At 53.5% G+C, this 16,371-nt stretch carries 10 protein-coding genes; 4 read left to right on the plus strand and 6 right to left on the minus strand.

Annotation, left to right across the window (positions count from 1 at the left end; translation table 11 throughout):
- Positions 1 to 29: 29 nt before the first annotated feature.
- The 5 genes from ACYVH9_RS06910 to ACYVH9_RS06930 form a co-directional block, all read right to left on the minus strand.
- Positions 30 to 1,364: a bile acid:sodium symporter family protein gene (locus ACYVH9_RS06910; protein WP_460635566.1), complete on the minus strand. Its 1,335-nt coding sequence runs from the start codon at positions 1,362 to 1,364 to the stop codon at positions 30 to 32.
- 64 nt (positions 1,365 to 1,428) lie between these two features.
- On the minus strand, positions 1,429 to 2,157 hold the full coding sequence (locus ACYVH9_RS06915) for a D-lyxose/D-mannose family sugar isomerase (protein ID WP_460635567.1): 729 nt from the start codon (positions 2,155 to 2,157) through the stop codon (positions 1,429 to 1,431).
- A gap of 179 nt (positions 2,158 to 2,336) precedes the next feature.
- Positions 2,337 to 4,226, minus strand: a complete 1,890-nt coding sequence (locus ACYVH9_RS06920; RefSeq protein WP_460635568.1) for a LamG-like jellyroll fold domain-containing protein — start codon at positions 4,224 to 4,226, stop codon at positions 2,337 to 2,339.
- A 68-nt stretch (positions 4,227 to 4,294) separates the two neighbouring features.
- Complete coding sequence (locus ACYVH9_RS06925) at positions 4,295 to 5,710, minus strand: RagB/SusD family nutrient uptake outer membrane protein (protein WP_460635569.1); 1,416 nt, start codon at positions 5,708 to 5,710, stop codon at positions 4,295 to 4,297.
- 13 nt (positions 5,711 to 5,723) lie between these two features.
- The gene (locus tag ACYVH9_RS06930) at positions 5,724 to 8,825 is read right to left on the minus strand and encodes a SusC/RagA family TonB-linked outer membrane protein (protein ID WP_460635570.1); all 3,102 of its coding nucleotides are present in this window, start codon (positions 8,823 to 8,825) and stop codon (positions 5,724 to 5,726) included.
- A 400-nt stretch (positions 8,826 to 9,225) separates the two neighbouring features.
- Between ACYVH9_RS06930 and ACYVH9_RS06935 the strand changes: the two genes are divergently transcribed.
- Positions 9,226 to 10,257, plus strand: coding sequence for a LacI family DNA-binding transcriptional regulator (locus ACYVH9_RS06935; RefSeq protein ID WP_460635571.1), 1,032 nt, complete (start codon positions 9,226 to 9,228; stop codon positions 10,255 to 10,257).
- A gap of 36 nt (positions 10,258 to 10,293) precedes the next feature.
- Here the strand turns inward: ACYVH9_RS06935 and ACYVH9_RS06940 are convergent, their stop codons facing one another.
- A complete protein-coding gene (locus tag ACYVH9_RS06940) occupies positions 10,294 to 10,860 on the minus strand; it encodes an antibiotic biosynthesis monooxygenase (RefSeq protein ID WP_460635572.1) in 567 nt (188 codons plus the stop codon).
- A gap of 232 nt (positions 10,861 to 11,092) precedes the next feature.
- Between ACYVH9_RS06940 and ACYVH9_RS06945 the strand changes: the two genes are divergently transcribed.
- The 3 genes from ACYVH9_RS06945 (at position 11,093) to ACYVH9_RS06955 (ending at position 16,338) form a co-directional block, all read left to right on the plus strand.
- Positions 11,093 to 13,198 carry a right-handed parallel beta-helix repeat-containing protein gene (locus tag ACYVH9_RS06945; RefSeq protein WP_460635573.1) on the plus strand — a complete coding sequence of 702 codons (2,106 nt, stop codon included), beginning with the start codon at positions 11,093 to 11,095 and terminating at the stop codon, positions 13,196 to 13,198.
- A 19-nt stretch (positions 13,199 to 13,217) separates the two neighbouring features.
- The gene (locus tag ACYVH9_RS06950; RefSeq protein ID WP_460635574.1) at positions 13,218 to 14,486 is read left to right on the plus strand and encodes an SGNH/GDSL hydrolase family protein; all 1,269 of its coding nucleotides are present in this window, start codon (positions 13,218 to 13,220) and stop codon (positions 14,484 to 14,486) included.
- Between the two features lie 208 nt (positions 14,487 to 14,694).
- On the plus strand, positions 14,695 to 16,338 hold the full coding sequence (locus ACYVH9_RS06955) for a TldD/PmbA family protein (RefSeq protein WP_460635575.1): 1,644 nt from the start codon (positions 14,695 to 14,697) through the stop codon (positions 16,336 to 16,338).
- Positions 16,339 to 16,371: the final 33 nt, after the last annotated feature.

Here is a 16,371-nt window from a genome sequence, read left to right on the forward strand (position 1 = left end):
AAGCCCTTCGGACTAGTGGGAGCAAATTACTAGTTTTCGTTTGCCAGTTCGGTGATGGTTTTTGGAGCAACCGATGCATTATGGTTGGTATGGGTACCGGTTGGTCGTTTGCGAAACCAGTTGGCCAGCGCCGAACCCGTTACGTTCTGCAAGGGCCCAAAAATGGCCGATGCCAGCCCCAGCGTAGCTACTTTTCCCATTTTTAGCGCCAGACCGGTGGCTACTCCGCCATTTTGCATGCCTACTTCAAACGCAATCGTCCGCCGATCACGCTCGGGCAAGCCCAGAAGCAAAGCCGTGAAATAGCCGACACTCAGGCCGATGATGTTGTGCAACAGGCAGGTAATAATCAGCAAACCGCCCACCTGCAGTAGGTTGTCGCGTCCGGAAGCGGTGATGATCACGGTGTTGATGACAATGCCCAACATGGCTACAAACGACAGGGCGCTCTCGATCATGGGCCGGTCAATGTTTTTTGCGTTTTTCAACAGAATTGCACTCACCATCGGCAGGAGGTAAAACCAGAACGCAGACGTGAGCAGAGCCGTCAGAAAACCAGCGAAGTCGGCTTTGGTCACGAACATCATAATCACGTTGGTGACAAAAATAACCACGGCAAACGCCAGCAGCTGAACGGTTTTTGCCCGTTTGGTTTCGTTGCCAAAGTAGAAAAGGTTAAAAATAAAACCGGCTACCACCGGAATGATGATCATGTTGGTAATGTCGATCATCATGTGTGCAATGTCGATTTCGACGTACTGACCACCCAGCCATTTCATCAGAAACGGCGTGATGAACGGCGACAGGATGGTGGAGCACGCACCAATGGTGACGGCCAGTGCCAGATTGGCACCCGACAGATAGGACATGACGTTGGAAGCCATCGCGCTGGAAACACAACCAATCAGGATGACGCCCCCGGCGATTTCAGGTTCAAAATCAAACAGGTGCGACAGTCCGAAACCCACCAGTGGCATCACCATAAAATGGCAGCAAATACCAATCAAAACGCCTTTCGGCATCCGGACAACGCCCTTGAAGTCATCAAAACTCATGTGCGATCCCATACCGAACATGGTCAGTTGCACAAAGGGGACAATCAGCCGCTTCAACTCGAAATCGCCAACCGTGAAGAAATACCCCGGATAAAACATCGCCACGGTAACGGCTGCCAGAATCCAGACGGTATAGGAAAATCCTTTGAGCTGGGCAAAACCGCGAAAGCCGAGCGCCAGCAATACCAGCGCCAGCATCAGAACCGGACCGGTGTTGGCCGACTGGTTATCGGAAGTATACAGCACCGCCGATGCGGCAAAGGCCAGGCCAGACAACGCCAGCAGGAGAGTGGACAAACGACGCGGCATAAAAGTTCTGTTTAAGGGTGTGCCGGAACACGGTTTTTAAACGGGTGTTCCGGTTTTTAGGAATTTATGCGTTAAGAAGTTCAACGGCAGCCGCTGGATACTCATGGCAAAGGAAATACTTTCGGGGTTCGTCTTCTTCAATCTCCGGAAACCGAACTCCGTAATCGACCAGAAATACGTTGTCGTTCAGGTCGTCGCAGACGCTGGAAATCTCCGCGCTGAGCGTATACCCAATGCCGTCGATTTGCCAGCCCGTGCCTTCTTCGCCCCAAAACTGGTGAATGGTCCGTGGATGGATGGTCAGGCTTTCGCCCGGTCGTAAACGTACAATGTCGCCAGCGCCCAACCGCCGGGTGCAGCCGTCTACCTGCGTCAGAAACGTTTCGCTGGAAGGGTTACCTTCCGCATCGGCTTTGGTCAGTTGCACCAGTACGTTACCACCCGCCCGGCAAATGATGTCTTCGCGTTTCGAGAGGTGAAAATGCGCCGGAGCGCGTTGGTTTTCGGGGTCAATGAGCCACTTTTCGGCGTATTGCTTCGGGTAATTGGGGTGATTGGTTCGCCCGTTCCGAACCGTAAACAGCGTCCGGCCGATGTTGTGAAAATCCTTGCTGCCAAAATCAGTAACATCCCAGCCAAGCATGCAGTCGCGGATTTCATTGTATTCGGGACCGGCGGTCCGCCATTGCTCGACCGTCCAGTGGGCAAAGGGTGGGAGGTGCATCCCGAAATGGGCAATAACGTCTTGGGCCGTAGCAATGCTGGCGTTCACGATGGAGCGTTTCAAGTTCATGAGTAAAATGGGTTGTGTTTTGGAAGAGTGTTTAGTGATTGGGTGATAGGAAGCCCAGCCCACGGCTGAAACGGTGGGAAATAACGATTGACGAAGACAGGAATTGAAAACTTAAACCGTTGTAAAGGTTCGGAATAAAGGCATCATTTTCAAAAAGCCACGGGTTAATCGTAACGGATTCAGGGTATTTTCTTCAGGGCATTGTAGTTTCCGACTGCTTCTGAGATGCGCAGCGCCCGGTTATAGATCGACAGCTGATTGACCCGTCCGTTAATCGACGCACCGATGCGGATCTGCGACGCACCCGCCACTGACTTCAGGTACGGATTAAACCGCCCCCAGCCAAACTGGCGGGAGTTGCCGCCGTCGTTCAGTACGCCATCGACCACGAAGGCGATGATGTGCGGACCGCCGTCGACCACAATACTGAGGTGGTGGTTCTGGTTGGGTTTGAGTACATTTTCGTCACACGTCCAGGCGGCTTGCGTTCGACCGTCGTTCATGGCAAATTCCACGGTTTTTTTGTCTGTCGTTCGTACCAGCCAGCCTTTGCCGGTCGCGTCGCGGGCGTCAAGCAGAATCTGATTGTCAGACAAGTTGTTGAGGTTGACGTTCAGTTCAATCGTAAATCCGTCGGGAACATTTACGCCCGGCTGCTCCAGTTTTTTCGTATCCCGTTTGTACAATTCGGGCAGCGTTGGAGCCGCAACGGTTTGCGGGAAATTTCCGGATTGGTACGTCCAGCTGGTCACCAAACCGTCTTCGGTTTTCGTCCGGTTTTCAAACTGATTCCACAAACCAGTTAGCAGTTTTTCGTCGATCTTGTGGACGCGGGCAATGTCTTTCTGTGTTTCCGTGATGTAATAAGCACTTTTGTCTTCCACCAGGTCGGGGTAGCTCATCCGGATCAGCGGGTCTTCGTCGTAGAGCAGAATTTCGGGCTGCGTCCACCGGATGATTTTCCCTTTGGGCGAATCGACTTCCACACCGCCCGACACCCAGGCCGGATTGCGGTCTTCGTACGCAATATTCCGACGTCGGGGATGTTCCCGGATAAACCGTCCGCCGTGGTTATGAAACCAGTAGAGGTACTTCCCATTCTCGCATTTCCAGACAAAATTGGCCGCTCGCGGGTGCTTGAACAACTGGCCGTTGGCGTAGCGCAGGTACTGGGGTGTGTCCCAGGTACGACCGCCATCGCGGCTGTACGTATAAGCCGGATGACCGTCGATAGTCCGGTACACCGAATAGAACGAGCCGTCGCTCAGAATCGCAAAACTCTGTTCTTCCGCAATGGGGCCGCCGTTCTGAGTGGGGGTACGCAGACCAATTTCGCCATCAGGTAGCGTATTCCATTTTGCTTTGGCCGGATCGTTAACCGTCAACAAATCCGGGCTTTGCAGTAACGCGCCTTCGCTGGAAGTGAAAAAACCGTCGCCAAAACCGCCGACTTTATGAACCGGCACATAAGCCGACTGCTTGTAGTCAAAGGCTCGACCGACGTTCCAGAAATACTGAATTTTGCCCTGATACGGGTTTTTCTTGTCAATCTGAAAGTTTCGCATCGGAACTGTAATCCGGTTGGCCGACCAGGTTTTGCCGTTGTCGTCGGAGTATTTAAAAACAAAATAGCCCTGACTATCCACGCGTTTCACCAAACCGTCTTTGTACGGTGGATCGTCGCCTTTGACTGCCCGAATGTTATCGGTATTGTGGTTATAGAAAACAAAAACCCGTCCCGATGGCGCTTTCAGTAACACGGCATACGAAGCTTCCGGACCGTCGCCGGGTTCGACATCCCTTTTGTCAATCCAGGTTTTGCCCTGATCGAGGCTGCGCTGCGTGATGATGTGCTGTCCCGATGCGCCTTCGTGGCCGGTTCCGGTGGTAAGCACGCACAGCCAGGCTCCATCGTTGGTTTTGACGATGTAGGGCTGGTCGCTGTAGGTTTCGTCAGGAATGATTGTTCCGGTTTTGATATCCCGCCAATCCTGCTGCGCCCACAAGGGGCCCGTAAGGGCCAGAATCAGTGCAATGGACAGAACGGTTCTTGTTAGATTCAAATGCATAACTTCAACGGTTTTGAGTAAAAGCCGGCCGTTTCAACGACTTACCGATAAAACGGCAGATAGAACAATCAATAGCCCGGATTTTGGGGTAATAGGTTCGGATTAAGCATGATTTCGGTGATCGGAACCGGCAATAACGGTTTTTTATCCATGCCCAGCACGGCTTTGGCCCGCCCCGTTCGGAGCAGGTCGTACCAGCGCTGCCCTTCGAAGCACAATTCCACAAACCGTTCCTGCTCGATGGCCAGCAGCAAGGCCTCTTTGGTGGTGGCGGTTGTATTGGCAAGCCCGGCCCGGTTCCGGATTTGATTGACCAGCACAGCCGCTTCGGTGGTTTTACCCAGTTGCGTGAGGGCTTCGGCCTGCATCAAAATGACGTCGGCCAGCCGCAGGAAAATGTAGTTGCTGTCGCCAAAGCGGGCGTTGCCAACCACTGTTCCCTGGTACTTGGCCACCGTCGGCAGGTTTGGAAATTGATCGGTTTGTGGGTTGCTCAGAAAAAAACTGGCCGCTTTCCGTAAGTCGCCCGGTTCGAAGGCGTCCACCAGTTTGGGTGATGGAATCAACGTCTGGTTGCCGCCGGTCTGGACCTTGCTACTGCGGGGTAAAAAGTAGGCCGATAGGCCGTTGGTTTCCTGGTTGGCGTTGCTGTACTGGAGTTCGAAGATGGATTCGGTTGTGTTTTTCGCTGTAAAAAGCGTGCCGTAAGTAGCTCCCGACACCAGCGAATACGTGGCATTGGCGCGCACTTTAGCGGCATAATCGGCGGCCAGTTGCCATTCGTTGGTCTGGTTGTATGAGCTGCGCCAGAGGTACACTTTGCTCAACAGGGCCTGCGCGGCACCCTGTGTGGCCCGGCCCCGGGTTTCGATGGCCGATGCGTACGAAACCGGCAGGAGGTTTTCGGCTTCTTTGAGGTCTGCCAGAATCTGCTCCTGAATTTTGTCGGCGGGGGTGCGGGGCAGTTGCAGGTCTTTGTTCAGCGAATTGGTCGGTTCCAGCACGAGTGGCACGGCTCCCCAAAGCCGGACCAGAAAGAAATAGTTGAACGCCCGCAAAAAATACGCTTCGCCCATGATCCGGTTTCTGACACTGGTGACGGTTGGGCTCTGGATGTTGGGCACCTGCGCCAGTACGTTGTTTACCCGGTTGATGCCCGAATAAAAACCGCCCCAGGTTGCAAAACCGCTGCTGTTGCTGATGTTATCATTCTGAAAATCAAGTACGCCCGGGTCCGTGACTCCAATTGTGGAGACAGGAACGATGAGGTTGTCGGCACGGGCGTCGCCCCAGACTACCCGCCGGGTGTCGTCACCCTGCAAGGCATCGTAGGCGGCAATGATGGCGGCTTCGGCGTCGGCGGCATTCTGGAAAAACGAACCCTGCGTCAGGGCACTGGGCGGCACCTGATCGAGTACGCCGGTACACCCGCTCGCCAGATTGAGCAGGGCGGTGGTTACTATGGGATAAAAGAATTTTTTCATGGTCGAGGTCAGGTTAGAAGCCGAGATTTAAACCAAACGTGAAGGTGCGAACCTGCGGATAGGTCCCCAGATCAATTCCTTGCAGTAGGGGCAGGTTGCTCCGGAAGTTTACTTCGGGGTCCAGACCGAGGTAGTTGGTGAACGTAAACAGGTTCTGGCCGGAGACGTACACCCGCAGACTCTCGGCTTTGATGCGTTTCAGGATGGACACCGGAAACGTATACCCCAGCGTGGCGGTTTTGATCCGCAGGTACGAACCGTCTTCAACCCAGCGGCTGGATGGAACACCGTTGCGGGCGATGGTGCTGGGCGTTCCGCGTGGCACATCTGTGATATCGCCCTGTTTCCGCCAGCTCCGCAGCACCTCGGTCGTAGCCGCGTTGTAAACAAAACTCCGATTGGATGCCTGCCGGGTCTGGTTGTAAATATCGTTCCCGTACGACCACTGCATGAATACCGACAGGTCGAAGCCCTTAAACGAAAAGCTGTTGGTGAGTCCCCCGGTAAATTTCGGGTTGGAGTTTCCAATGATGGTACGGTCATCGGCGTTGATTACTCCGTCGCCGTTCAGGTCTACGTAAATCATATCGCCTGCTTCGTAGAGCGGACCGGTTTTGCTGCCATCCCGCATGTTGGCGGCTTTAGCTTCTTCCGAAGTGGCGTAGACGCGACCCGTGTAAAGCAGCCCGTAGAAAATACCGATGGGTTCGCCCACGCGCCCAATGCCGACGGGTCGTTCACTGAAATAAACCGCATCGGCACTGGCCTGAATGATATCGGCGTTGTCGTTGGAGAGCTTGATGATCTTGTTCCGGTTGAACGACAGGTTGAAATTGGTGCTCCATTTAAAACCGCCCGTCGTGCCGGCTCCGGTAATGTTTTGGCTGAAGATGCTGAATTCCAGTCCTTTGTTTTGTGTGTTGCCCACGTTTTGCAGCGCGGAACTAAAGCCTGATGTAGTGGGTAAGTTGACCGACAACAGCAGATCGTTCGTTTTTTTCAGGTAGGCGTCGGCGGTGAAGGCGATGCGGTCATTGAGAAATGAAATGTCAAGACCAATGTCCGATTGGGTAGTCGATTCCCAGCTCAGCGACGGATTCGGAACCGCCGACAGCGCGATGCCCGATTTGCCGATGTAATTGCGGCCGGTGCTGTACAACCCCTGGGCACCGTAATCGCTGATGGATTGGTTGCCAACCACGCCGATGCTGGCCCGGAGTTTCAGGTCGTTGATGAAGGGCAAACCCTGCATGAACGGTTCCTGCGAAAGCCGCCAGCCCACCGAAGCCGCCGGAAACCAGCCCCACTGGTTGTCGGCGCCAAACCGCGAAGAACCATCCCGGCGCAACGTGGCCGATAGCAGGTATTTGTCGTTGTAGCTGTAATTGGCCCGGGCATAATACGAAACCAGTCCCCAGGCGGATTTGCTGCTGGATGCACCCGTGGCCGTAGCCGCTGCGTTCAGCGTCGGAATATTGTCCGTGGCACCCTGATTGGCCGCTGCTGAGAGGTTGAACGAGCGCGTTTCCTGCACGCTGTACCCAAGCAGACCCGACAGGCTATGGGAGCCGAACGTCCGGTTGTAGTTCAGCGTATTTTCACTGATCCAGCTAAAGCCGTCGCCGTAAGAAGCCGTTGCGGGTCGGGCGGCTCCTCCCTGAATGGTGCTCGGAATAAAGTTTTCGTCGCGGGTACCCGAATAGTCGATGTTCAGCGTTGAGCGGAGCGTCAGGTTTTTCAGGATTTCGTAGTCGGCATAAACATTACCAAGCAGCCGGTTTACGACTGCAAACGAAACGCTCTGCGTAGCCAGGGCCACGGGATTCGGGCGTTGAATCTGATCGACAAAGGTGTACGAACCGTCGCGGTTGTAAACCGGTGAGAACGGCAGCATCCGGAGTGCATTGGTCAAAACCGCATTGTTGTCGTCGCCTTCCGGAACGCGGTCGCGTTTGGCCGTCGAGAGCAAGATGTTGGCCCCGGTTTTGAAGCGTGACGACGCTTGGTGATCGATGCTAAACCGCCCGCGGTACGTCCGGTAACCCGAGCTGATCACGACACCTTTCTGATCAAAAAGACCCAAACTGGCCGCGTAAGTGGTTTTGTCATTGCCGCCCCGCAACGATAGCTCGTAATTGGAAACCGGCGCGTTGCGGAACAGCTCATTTTGCCAGTTGGTGTCGTAAACCGGCACATCGCCGTTGAACAAGGTATCCAACCCCAGCCGCACCTCAGCCACGCCCGCGTTCTGGACGGCGTTCAGGATGTAATCCCGTTCCTGCACGGCATTGAGCATCGGAATCTGCTTCCGAACCTCCGAAAAACCGGTATAGGCGTTAAAGTTCACGGACGTTTTTCCGGCCCTGCCGCGTTTGGTTGTGATGATAATGACACCGTTGGCACCCCGCGCGCCGTAGATGGCCGAAGCCGAAGCGTCTTTCAGTACTTCCATCGACTGAATGTCGTTGGGATTTACAACGTTGATGTTGCCCGTAATCGGAACGCCGTCAACGATATACAGAGGGCTATTTCCCGCGTTCAAGGAAGTAATTCCCCGCACTTTGACGGTGGAGCCACCACCTGGAGAACCGCTATTCTGCACAATTTCGACGCCAGCCACCCGGCCCTGTAAGGCTTCAACGGGACCTGCTACGGGCAGGTTTTCCAGGTCTTTGCCTTTTACGGAAGCCACAGAACCGGTCAAATCCCGGCGCTGCTGGGTTCCGTACCCTACGACCACCACTTCACCCAGCGCTTTCATGTCTGCTTTCAACGTCACGTTGATCGTGCTGCGGTTCCCAACCGGCATTTCCTGTTTTTCATAGCCGACCGAGCTGAATACCAGAACGGCATTTCCGTCGGGAACACTGAGGTTGTATTGACCCGACTCGTTGGTAGTGGTGCCGAGTGTGGTTCCTTTTACGGCAATGGTAACACCGGGCAGGTTTTCGCCGGTTTCCGACGAAACGGTTCCTTTGACCAGAATTGCCGCCGGTTTTACCGCCCTTGTGGCGGTAGCCAAAGCTGGATGGCGGGCTAATAGTGATAAACAGATCGGCGTGATGAAGAGCAGGAAGGCGGGGAGCCATCGCACTGTTCTTAGATGTATTTTCATGTTGGTAAGGGATTGGAATAGTACAATTTTTCTGCCGACATTCTCAACTAATTTGCAAAAAGCTGCTAATTGGATTTCAGAGCTGATAGCCGGTTTTTGTTGAATTATTTTTGAATTTAACTGAAGAAATCGGAGAGCGTAAAATGAAAGCCCGGCGGTTTTGGCTGGTTTTCTAAAAAAACGTTACCGGAAACGTTGCCGAAAAAGGAAATGAGTTCAGTGTTTTCAAAACCGTTTCGATCGAAGAAAATAGGCCACAGAATGGTTTGCCTACAAAAAATACCAGAAGTACTTCTGTCGAACGGTTAGGTCGAGCTCGGTGAACCTGGCAGAAAATGCATTGAAAAGACCCGGAATAAACGGTGGAAAGCTATCTTTAAGAAGTGAAGTCCTAAACCGTATGCGAAGTAAACAACCAACCATCTGGGATATTGCCATCAAATTGAACGTGTCTATATCGACCGTTTCGCGGGCGTTGCGGAACGCGCCGGACATTAATCCAGATACGAAAAAAGCCGTGCTGGATCTGGCGCAAGAGCTCGATTATCAGCCCAATACGATAGCCACCAGTTTGCGAAAAAATAAAACCGATATTATCGGCGTGCTGGTGCCGGAGTTTGTGCATGCCTACTTTCCGAGTGTGATTCTGGGGGTGCAGGAAGTAGCCAATGCCGCTGGGTACAAGGTCATGATCGGGCAGTCGAATGAGTCGCTGGAAATCGAAAAACATAATTTACAGGCCATGCTGTCGAGCCGGGTTGATGGGCTGATCATGGCCATTACGCGGGAGACTATCGAATACGAACACATTCTGTCGGCCCAGCGCAAAGGACTGCCGGTGGTATTTTTCAACCGCATTGTCGATGAACTGCCCGGTTCAAAGGTGCTCGTGGATGATTACCGGGGCGCTTTTCGGGCGGTTGAGCACCTGATTCAGACGGGCTGCCGACGAATTGCCCATCTGGCTGGCCCCGAAAACCTGACGATGAGCCGAAACCGCCTGAATGGCTACATCGACGCCCTGAAAGCCCATCACTTCCCCATTGATGACTCCATCATTATGCATTCCGATTTTGTGGAGGGCAAGGCGCGATTTTACACCCAGCAATTGGTAGAGTTGCCCGACCGGCCCGATGCCGTGTTTGCCGTCAACGACCCGACGGCCATCGAAGCCCTGATTTGCCTTCAGGAGAATGGGTTGTCGATTCCGGAAGATATTTCGCTGGTCGGTTTTTCCAATGCGCCCCACAGCGCCTTCGTGACGCCCCCGATGACGGCCGTGGTGCAGCCAACGCACGACATTGGCCGGGTAGCGGCCCGGTTGCTGCTGCGTCAAATTGAAGAGGGCGCGGCTTTTGTGCCCGAAACCCAAACGCTGGATACCACCCTGATTATTCGTAAATCGACGCACCCGGTTTTGAAAACCGTTTGAACGGCGGTTTTGTCGGACAGTACCTAGGCGATGACGTTAGCGATAAAGCCAGTTAGCCACCAGCCGAACATACCGGGGCATAATGACAAATGTCATGAGCGCGACAATAATCAGGCTGGTTAGAAATGACTTCACCAACGGAAATGCTAGAAAGGGCAAGCTGGCAAAAACGGGTGTCAGAAGCCAGGAAACCAGCATCGAAAGGGGAAAAATGGCCGACAGCGTGATCAGGAATTGCTTGAACGGGGGAGCCGCTTTCCGGTTTTCCGGCGGGGTAAACCAAAACTCAAGACCGGTTTTTATTTCAATTTTTTCTTCGGCATCCAAAAAAGGTTGCACGTTCGCAAGCAGCCGCTTGCGGGTGTCAGACTCCAGCCAATTTTGCAAATGGGTTTCCGAATCAAAATGAAGGACAATGGTGTAGTCTTTGTTGGGGCCGTGGGGACGGATGATATTGACGCCCCGATGCCCGGGTGCAGTCTGGGCCAAAGGAACAATTTCCCGCAGCCAGCTTTCGTAGGCTTGAATGTGGTTGGTATGAGGCCGCTGAACGATGATGGTCGTAACGGCGCTGTCGACTTCGATGGGAATGCTCACTGCCATGGTGGAATCGATTTTTGAGCGGCTCTTTCTGCGGTTCTACTAGTAAAATAATAACTTTTGCCCGATCCATAGCAAGTTAAGCATTGCTGCGATTAGAGCGTAAGCGCTCTTTACTTTATGTTGCGAATCCGTTCCGTTGCAACCATTTCCGGAGTGGCTTTTGATGATTGACGTTGGTAAGCTAGTAAAATGCCGTTTAACGCGGCTTTTGGGTAAAGTACCTTCCTGAACCATGCGAAAAACCGTTCCTCTTTTGTTACTGGCCAGCCTTTTGTTGCTGGCGATCGAATCCAGCGCTCAATCCCTGTATGTAGCTCCTTCCGGTAACGATAAAAATCCCGGTACACTGCAAAAACCACTGGCTACGCTGACCGGAGCCCGCGACCGGGCCCGGGTGTTGCGTCGGCAAAAACCGCTGACCAAACCCATTGAGGTGGTGGTGCGAAAGGGCGAGTACCTGATGAACGAACCCCTACTGCTAACGCCCGACGACTCAGGTACGGAAACCGCCCCGCTGGTGATCAGGGGCGAACCGGGTAGTCAACCGGTTTTTTACGGTGGAATGCGCCTGAACGGGTTTGTCAAAGTGTCGGATAAGCTCTGGAAGGTTGACGTGCCAGAGGTTCGGCGGTATGGGTGGCTGTTTGAACAGTTGTACGTCAACGGTCAGCGGGCCGTTCGCGCCAAAACACCCAACGACGGTTTTTTCCAGCCCAAAGCGGTTACAGAAACGGTTTTGAACAAGGGAGCCAGTCAAGTGGCCGATTTTGCGGCTCAAAAAATTACCGTTCCGCTGGAAAGTATGCCCTGGTTTACCCGTCTGTCGGAAGCAGAGTTGAACCGGGCCGTGGTGACGTTTTACCACCATTGGGATAATACCCGCAAACCGGTACTGTCCCTCAGCAAGGCCGATACGGCGATCTACATTACGGGAGCGGGAATGCAACCCTGGAATAAAATCAACGCGCGTTCGCTGTTCATCATCGAAAATGTGAAGGCTGCGCTGGATGCGCCGGGCGAGTGGTTCCTGGAACCAGGCGGAACGCTCTATTACTACCCCCGGCCCGGCGAAACCATCGAGAAGCTCACCTGTTTCGCGCCGGTCAACGAGAAGTTTGTCATCATGAAAGGTGACGAAAAAACCGGGAAGCGGGTGAAAAACATCCGGCTGGAAAACCTGTCATTCCAGATCGCCGGTTATCGGATGTCACCGTTGGGAGAAGATCCGGTACAGGCAGCCGCCCCGGTCGAAGCGGCCATTCAGCTGGATTTTGCGGATCAGGTCAGTGTGATCAATTGCGAAATTGCGCACACGGGTGGTAACGCCATCTGGTTTCGGCGAGCCTGTGCCAAGGGGCGGGTGGAACGGTGTTACCTGCACGATCTGGGAGCGGGGGGCGTCAAAATCGGCGAAACCGTTATCCGGCCCGATTCGTCGGAACTGACGCACCACATTACCGTTGACAATAACATTCTGCGGTCGGGTGGCCATGTTTTCCCCTGTGCCGTTGCGTTGGTGATTTTCAATGGGCGGGATAATGTGTTGTCACACAATGAAGTAGCCGATTTTCGATATTCCGGCGTATCGGTGGGCTGGGTATGGGGCTATGGGTTTAGCCCGTCGAAGCGCAATCGGGTCGAGTACAACCACATTCACCACCTGGGCTGGGGCGTTCTGAGCGATATGGGCGGGGTATACACACTCGGCATGTCGGAAGGAACCGTGGTTTCAAACAACGTCATTCACCACATCTACGCGTTTGATTACGGCGGCTGGGGACTGTATACCGACGAAGGCTCAACGGGTATCGTGCTGGAAAATAACCTGGTGTATGCCTGCAAAAGCTCTGGATTTCACCAGCATTACGGCAAAGACAACATCATTCGTAACAATATTTTTGCTGACAATATCAAGGCGCAGTTGCAGGGCACACGGGCCGAACCGCACCGGTCGTTTTCGTTTACCAATAACATCGTTTACTTTGATAGAGGTACGCTGTTGAGCAGCAACTGGGAGAAGTTCAACCTGACATCGGACCAAAACTGCTACTGGGACGCCCGGGCAAAAGAGCCGACATTTGGCAAAAAAACCGTTGCGGACTGGCAGCAAACAGGCCAAGATCAGCATTCAATTGTGGCCGATCCGGGGTTTGTTCATCCACAGGCTTTCGATTTCCGCTTGCAAAATACCGATGTGGTGCAGAAAATCGGTTTTAAACCGTTTGATTACAGCCAGGCGGGGGTATACGGCTCGATTGCCTGGCAGAATAAGGCCCGACTGGACCCCGCCATCGCGCAGGAGTTCGACGAAATGGTGGCACAGCACGAGAAAAAATAACTTCAATTGCGGTTTATTTATGCGACTCCTTGCAGCTTTTCTTTTTTCTAGTCTCTTTCTGGTTCCCACTGGCCAGGTCCGGGCGCAAACCGATACGCTGTCGGAAAGCCGGGAGTTTCTGGTTCGCGACGGTTTGCCGAATTTCTTCCGGAAGTTGCAAAAAGGCGGGCCGGTTTCGATTGCTTATTTCGGAGGCAGCATTACCGAAGCGGGCAATGGTTGGCGTGAACAATCGCTCAAATGGTTTCAGGAACGCGATCCGAAGGCGAATCTGACACACATCAACGCGGCTATTGGGGGAACAGGTTCTGACCTGGGTGCTTTTCGGCTTCAGCAACACGTGCTGGTTCACAAGCCTGATCTGGTGTTTGTCGAGTTTGCGGTGAATGATGGCGGGCAACAGCCGGAGAAAATTCATAAAGCGATGGAAGGGATTGTTCGGCAAATCTGGCGGCAAAATCGGAAAACTGACATTTGTTTTGTGTACACCCTGAACGCGTCGATGGCTCCGGTTCTGCTGGAGCGTCGGATGCCCAACTCGGTGCGGGCCATGGAACAGATCGCGAACCACTACGGTATTCCGTCGGTGCACATGGGGCTGGAAGTGATTCGGCTGGATCGGCAGGGCAAACTGGTCTGGGGCGGTAAAAAGGAAGACTATCCTGACAAGACCGTTTTCTCCCCCGACAAAACGCATCCGTATCCTGACACTGGCCACCGGCTGTATACCGAAGCGCTGGCGAAAGCCCTGCCCTCCATTGCTGCCGTTGGAAAACCCGGCGCACACCGCATCCCCCAACCGTTTGTGGCCGACAACTGGGAGAACGCCCGGATGATTTCTGTTCAATCGCTGACGAAACAAGGAAGCTGGCAGGCATTAACACCCGACAACGATACCGTGGCCCGGCAACTGAAAAACCGTTTTCCATACCTGGTAAAATCCAGCCAGCCGGGTGCGGCCCTCCAGGTCAAGTTCAAAGGAACCGTGGCTGGGCTTTATGACGTGATCGGTCCTGGCTGCGGGCAATACGCCGTTAGCGTCGATGGCGCACCGGCCACCTTGATTCCCCGGTTTGATAGTTATGCAACGTATTACCGCTCACACTACTTCTTTTTGCCAACCTTGCCCGATCAAACGCATAGCATTACCTTGACGGTTTCGCCGGAACCGCTGGACAAAGCCGCGATCCTTCAGAAACGCAACCAGACCATCACCAATCCGCGTCGGTACGCCGAAAATGCGGTATATGCCAGCCAGCTACTCATCATCGGCGAGCCCGCAAACTAACGCCGTATAAACTCTCCGAAAATCCAGGCTCTCCGGTTTTTTGGGTATCGCCAAAAATAGGTTGATCGTTAGCTTTGTGATAATTCTAGGGCGGTTTTTTGTAAAAAATGGAAATTGTTTTGTGAATAATTCCGTGTTTTTTGCGAAAAACGCATTCCAAATCCACAGGCTTTCCTAACTTTCGACTTTACTAAATCCATCAACAACAATGAGACGAAGGGATTTTATCCAGCTTTCCGGCCTGGGGTTGGGGGCGCTTATGGGATCGTCGGTTCCGGTATTGGGCGAAGCGGTTCCGCTGGAGCGGTTGCTGGAACCCCGCGCCGATGCGGCTCTGAAGAAGAAGCTGGCCGACGTGGCGCTGAATGCCGCCAAAAGCAAAGGAGCGACCTACGCTGATGTGCGCGTTGGACGGTATTTGCAGCAGTTTCTGTTTACGCGGGAAATGAAAGTGCAGAACATCACCAACGCCGAATCGTACGGTGTTGGAATCCGGGTTATCGCCGACGGCACCTGGGGATTTGCTGCCACCAGCGACGTGCGGCCCGAATCCATCGCCAAGTGCGCAGAAACGGCGGTTGCCATCGCCAAAGCCAACGCTAAAATCCAGAAAGAACCCGTTGATCTGGCCCCGCAAAAGGGCGTCGGGGACGTGAGCTGGAAAACACCCCTCAAGAAAAATGCGTTTGAAGTGCCGGTGCAGGAGAAAATCGACCTGCTGCTGAAGGTGAACGATGCCGCCCTGAAAAATGGTGCGGGTTTTGTAACGTCCAACCTCTTCTTTATCAACGAACAAAAATACTTTGCCTCCACCGACGGTTCGTACATCGATCAGGATATTCACCGCATTTGGCCAACCTTTACCGTTACCGCCGTGGACCGGCAGGCCGGAAAATTCAAAACCCGCGATGCGCTCAGCTCACCGATGGGCATGGGGTACGAATACCTGGATGGGTTGGCGTCGGACAAAATAGCCGGTCCAAACGGATTGATTAGCTACCGCAACTCCTACGACATGGTGGAAGATGCGACCGTAGCGGCCAGACAGGCCAAGGAAAAACTCACTGCCAAGTCAATTCAGCCGGGTAAATACGACCTTGTGCTCGACCCTAACCACCTTGGACTAACCATTCACGAATCCGTCGGTCACGCAACGGAGCTTGACCGCGTGCTGGGCTACGAAGCCAACTACGCCGGAACGAGCTTTGCGACACTGGACAAGTGGAAATCGAAAAACTTTAATTACGGCAGCAAGATCGTCAACATTGTGGCTGACAAAACGCAGCCCTACACGCTCGGAACCGTGGGCTACGACGACGAAGGCGTTCCGGCGAAAGAGTGGGATCTGATCAAAGACGGTATTCTGGTCAACTACCAGGCTATTCGCGATCAGGTTAAAATGCTGGGCGGAACCGAATCCAACGGCTGTTGCTACGCCGATAACTGGGATTCGATTCAGTTTCAGCGGATGCCCAATGTTTCGTTGAAACCCAGTACCGAAAAGCGATCCGTGTCCGACATGATCAAAGGCGTGGATAAAGGCATTTACATCCTGGGTCGCGGTTCGTATTCGATTGACCAGCAGCGGTATAACTTCCAGTTTGGCGGCCAGGTTTTCTACGAAATCAAAAACGGAAAGATTGCTGGGATGCTCGACGACGTAGCTTACCAGTCGAATACCCAGGAGTTCTGGAATTCGTGCGTGCAATTGTGTGACAAGGACGATTACCGGACGTTTGGCTCGTTTTTCGACGGCAAAGGCCAGCCGTCGCAGATCAGCGCGGTGTCGCACGGCTGTCCCACGACACGCTTCAACGGCGTCAATGTCATCAACACCGGTCGGAAGATCTGAAAAAGTTTAAGGTTTAAAGTTTAAACGTCTAAC

Source organism: Larkinella harenae, assembly GCF_054780515.1.

Excerpts from the sequence above, each read along its gene's own strand:
- ACYVH9_RS06955 (WP_460635575.1), top strand. The coding sequence starts at position 14,695 with ATGAGACGAAGGGATTTTATCCAGCTTTCCGGCCTGGGGTTGGGGGCG.
- ACYVH9_RS06950 (WP_460635574.1), top strand. The coding sequence starts at position 13,218 with ATGCGACTCCTTGCAGCTTTTCTTTTTTCTAGTCTCTTTCTGGTTCCC.
- ACYVH9_RS06925 (WP_460635569.1), bottom strand. The coding sequence starts at position 5,710 with ATGAAAAAATTCTTTTATCCCATAGTAACCACCGCCCTGCTCAATCTG.
- ACYVH9_RS06945 (WP_460635573.1), top strand. The coding sequence starts at position 11,093 with ATGCGAAAAACCGTTCCTCTTTTGTTACTGGCCAGCCTTTTGTTGCTG.
- ACYVH9_RS06940 (WP_460635572.1), bottom strand. The coding sequence starts at position 10,860 with ATGGCAGTGAGCATTCCCATCGAAGTCGACAGCGCCGTTACGACCATC.
- ACYVH9_RS06930 (WP_460635570.1), bottom strand. The coding sequence starts at position 8,825 with ATGAAAATACATCTAAGAACAGTGCGATGGCTCCCCGCCTTCCTGCTC.
- ACYVH9_RS06915 (WP_460635567.1), bottom strand. The coding sequence starts at position 2,157 with ATGAACTTGAAACGCTCCATCGTGAACGCCAGCATTGCTACGGCCCAA.
- ACYVH9_RS06920 (WP_460635568.1), bottom strand. The coding sequence starts at position 4,226 with ATGCATTTGAATCTAACAAGAACCGTTCTGTCCATTGCACTGATTCTG.
- ACYVH9_RS06910 (WP_460635566.1), bottom strand. The coding sequence starts at position 1,364 with ATGCCGCGTCGTTTGTCCACTCTCCTGCTGGCGTTGTCTGGCCTGGCC.
- ACYVH9_RS06935 (WP_460635571.1), top strand. The coding sequence starts at position 9,226 with ATGCGAAGTAAACAACCAACCATCTGGGATATTGCCATCAAATTGAAC.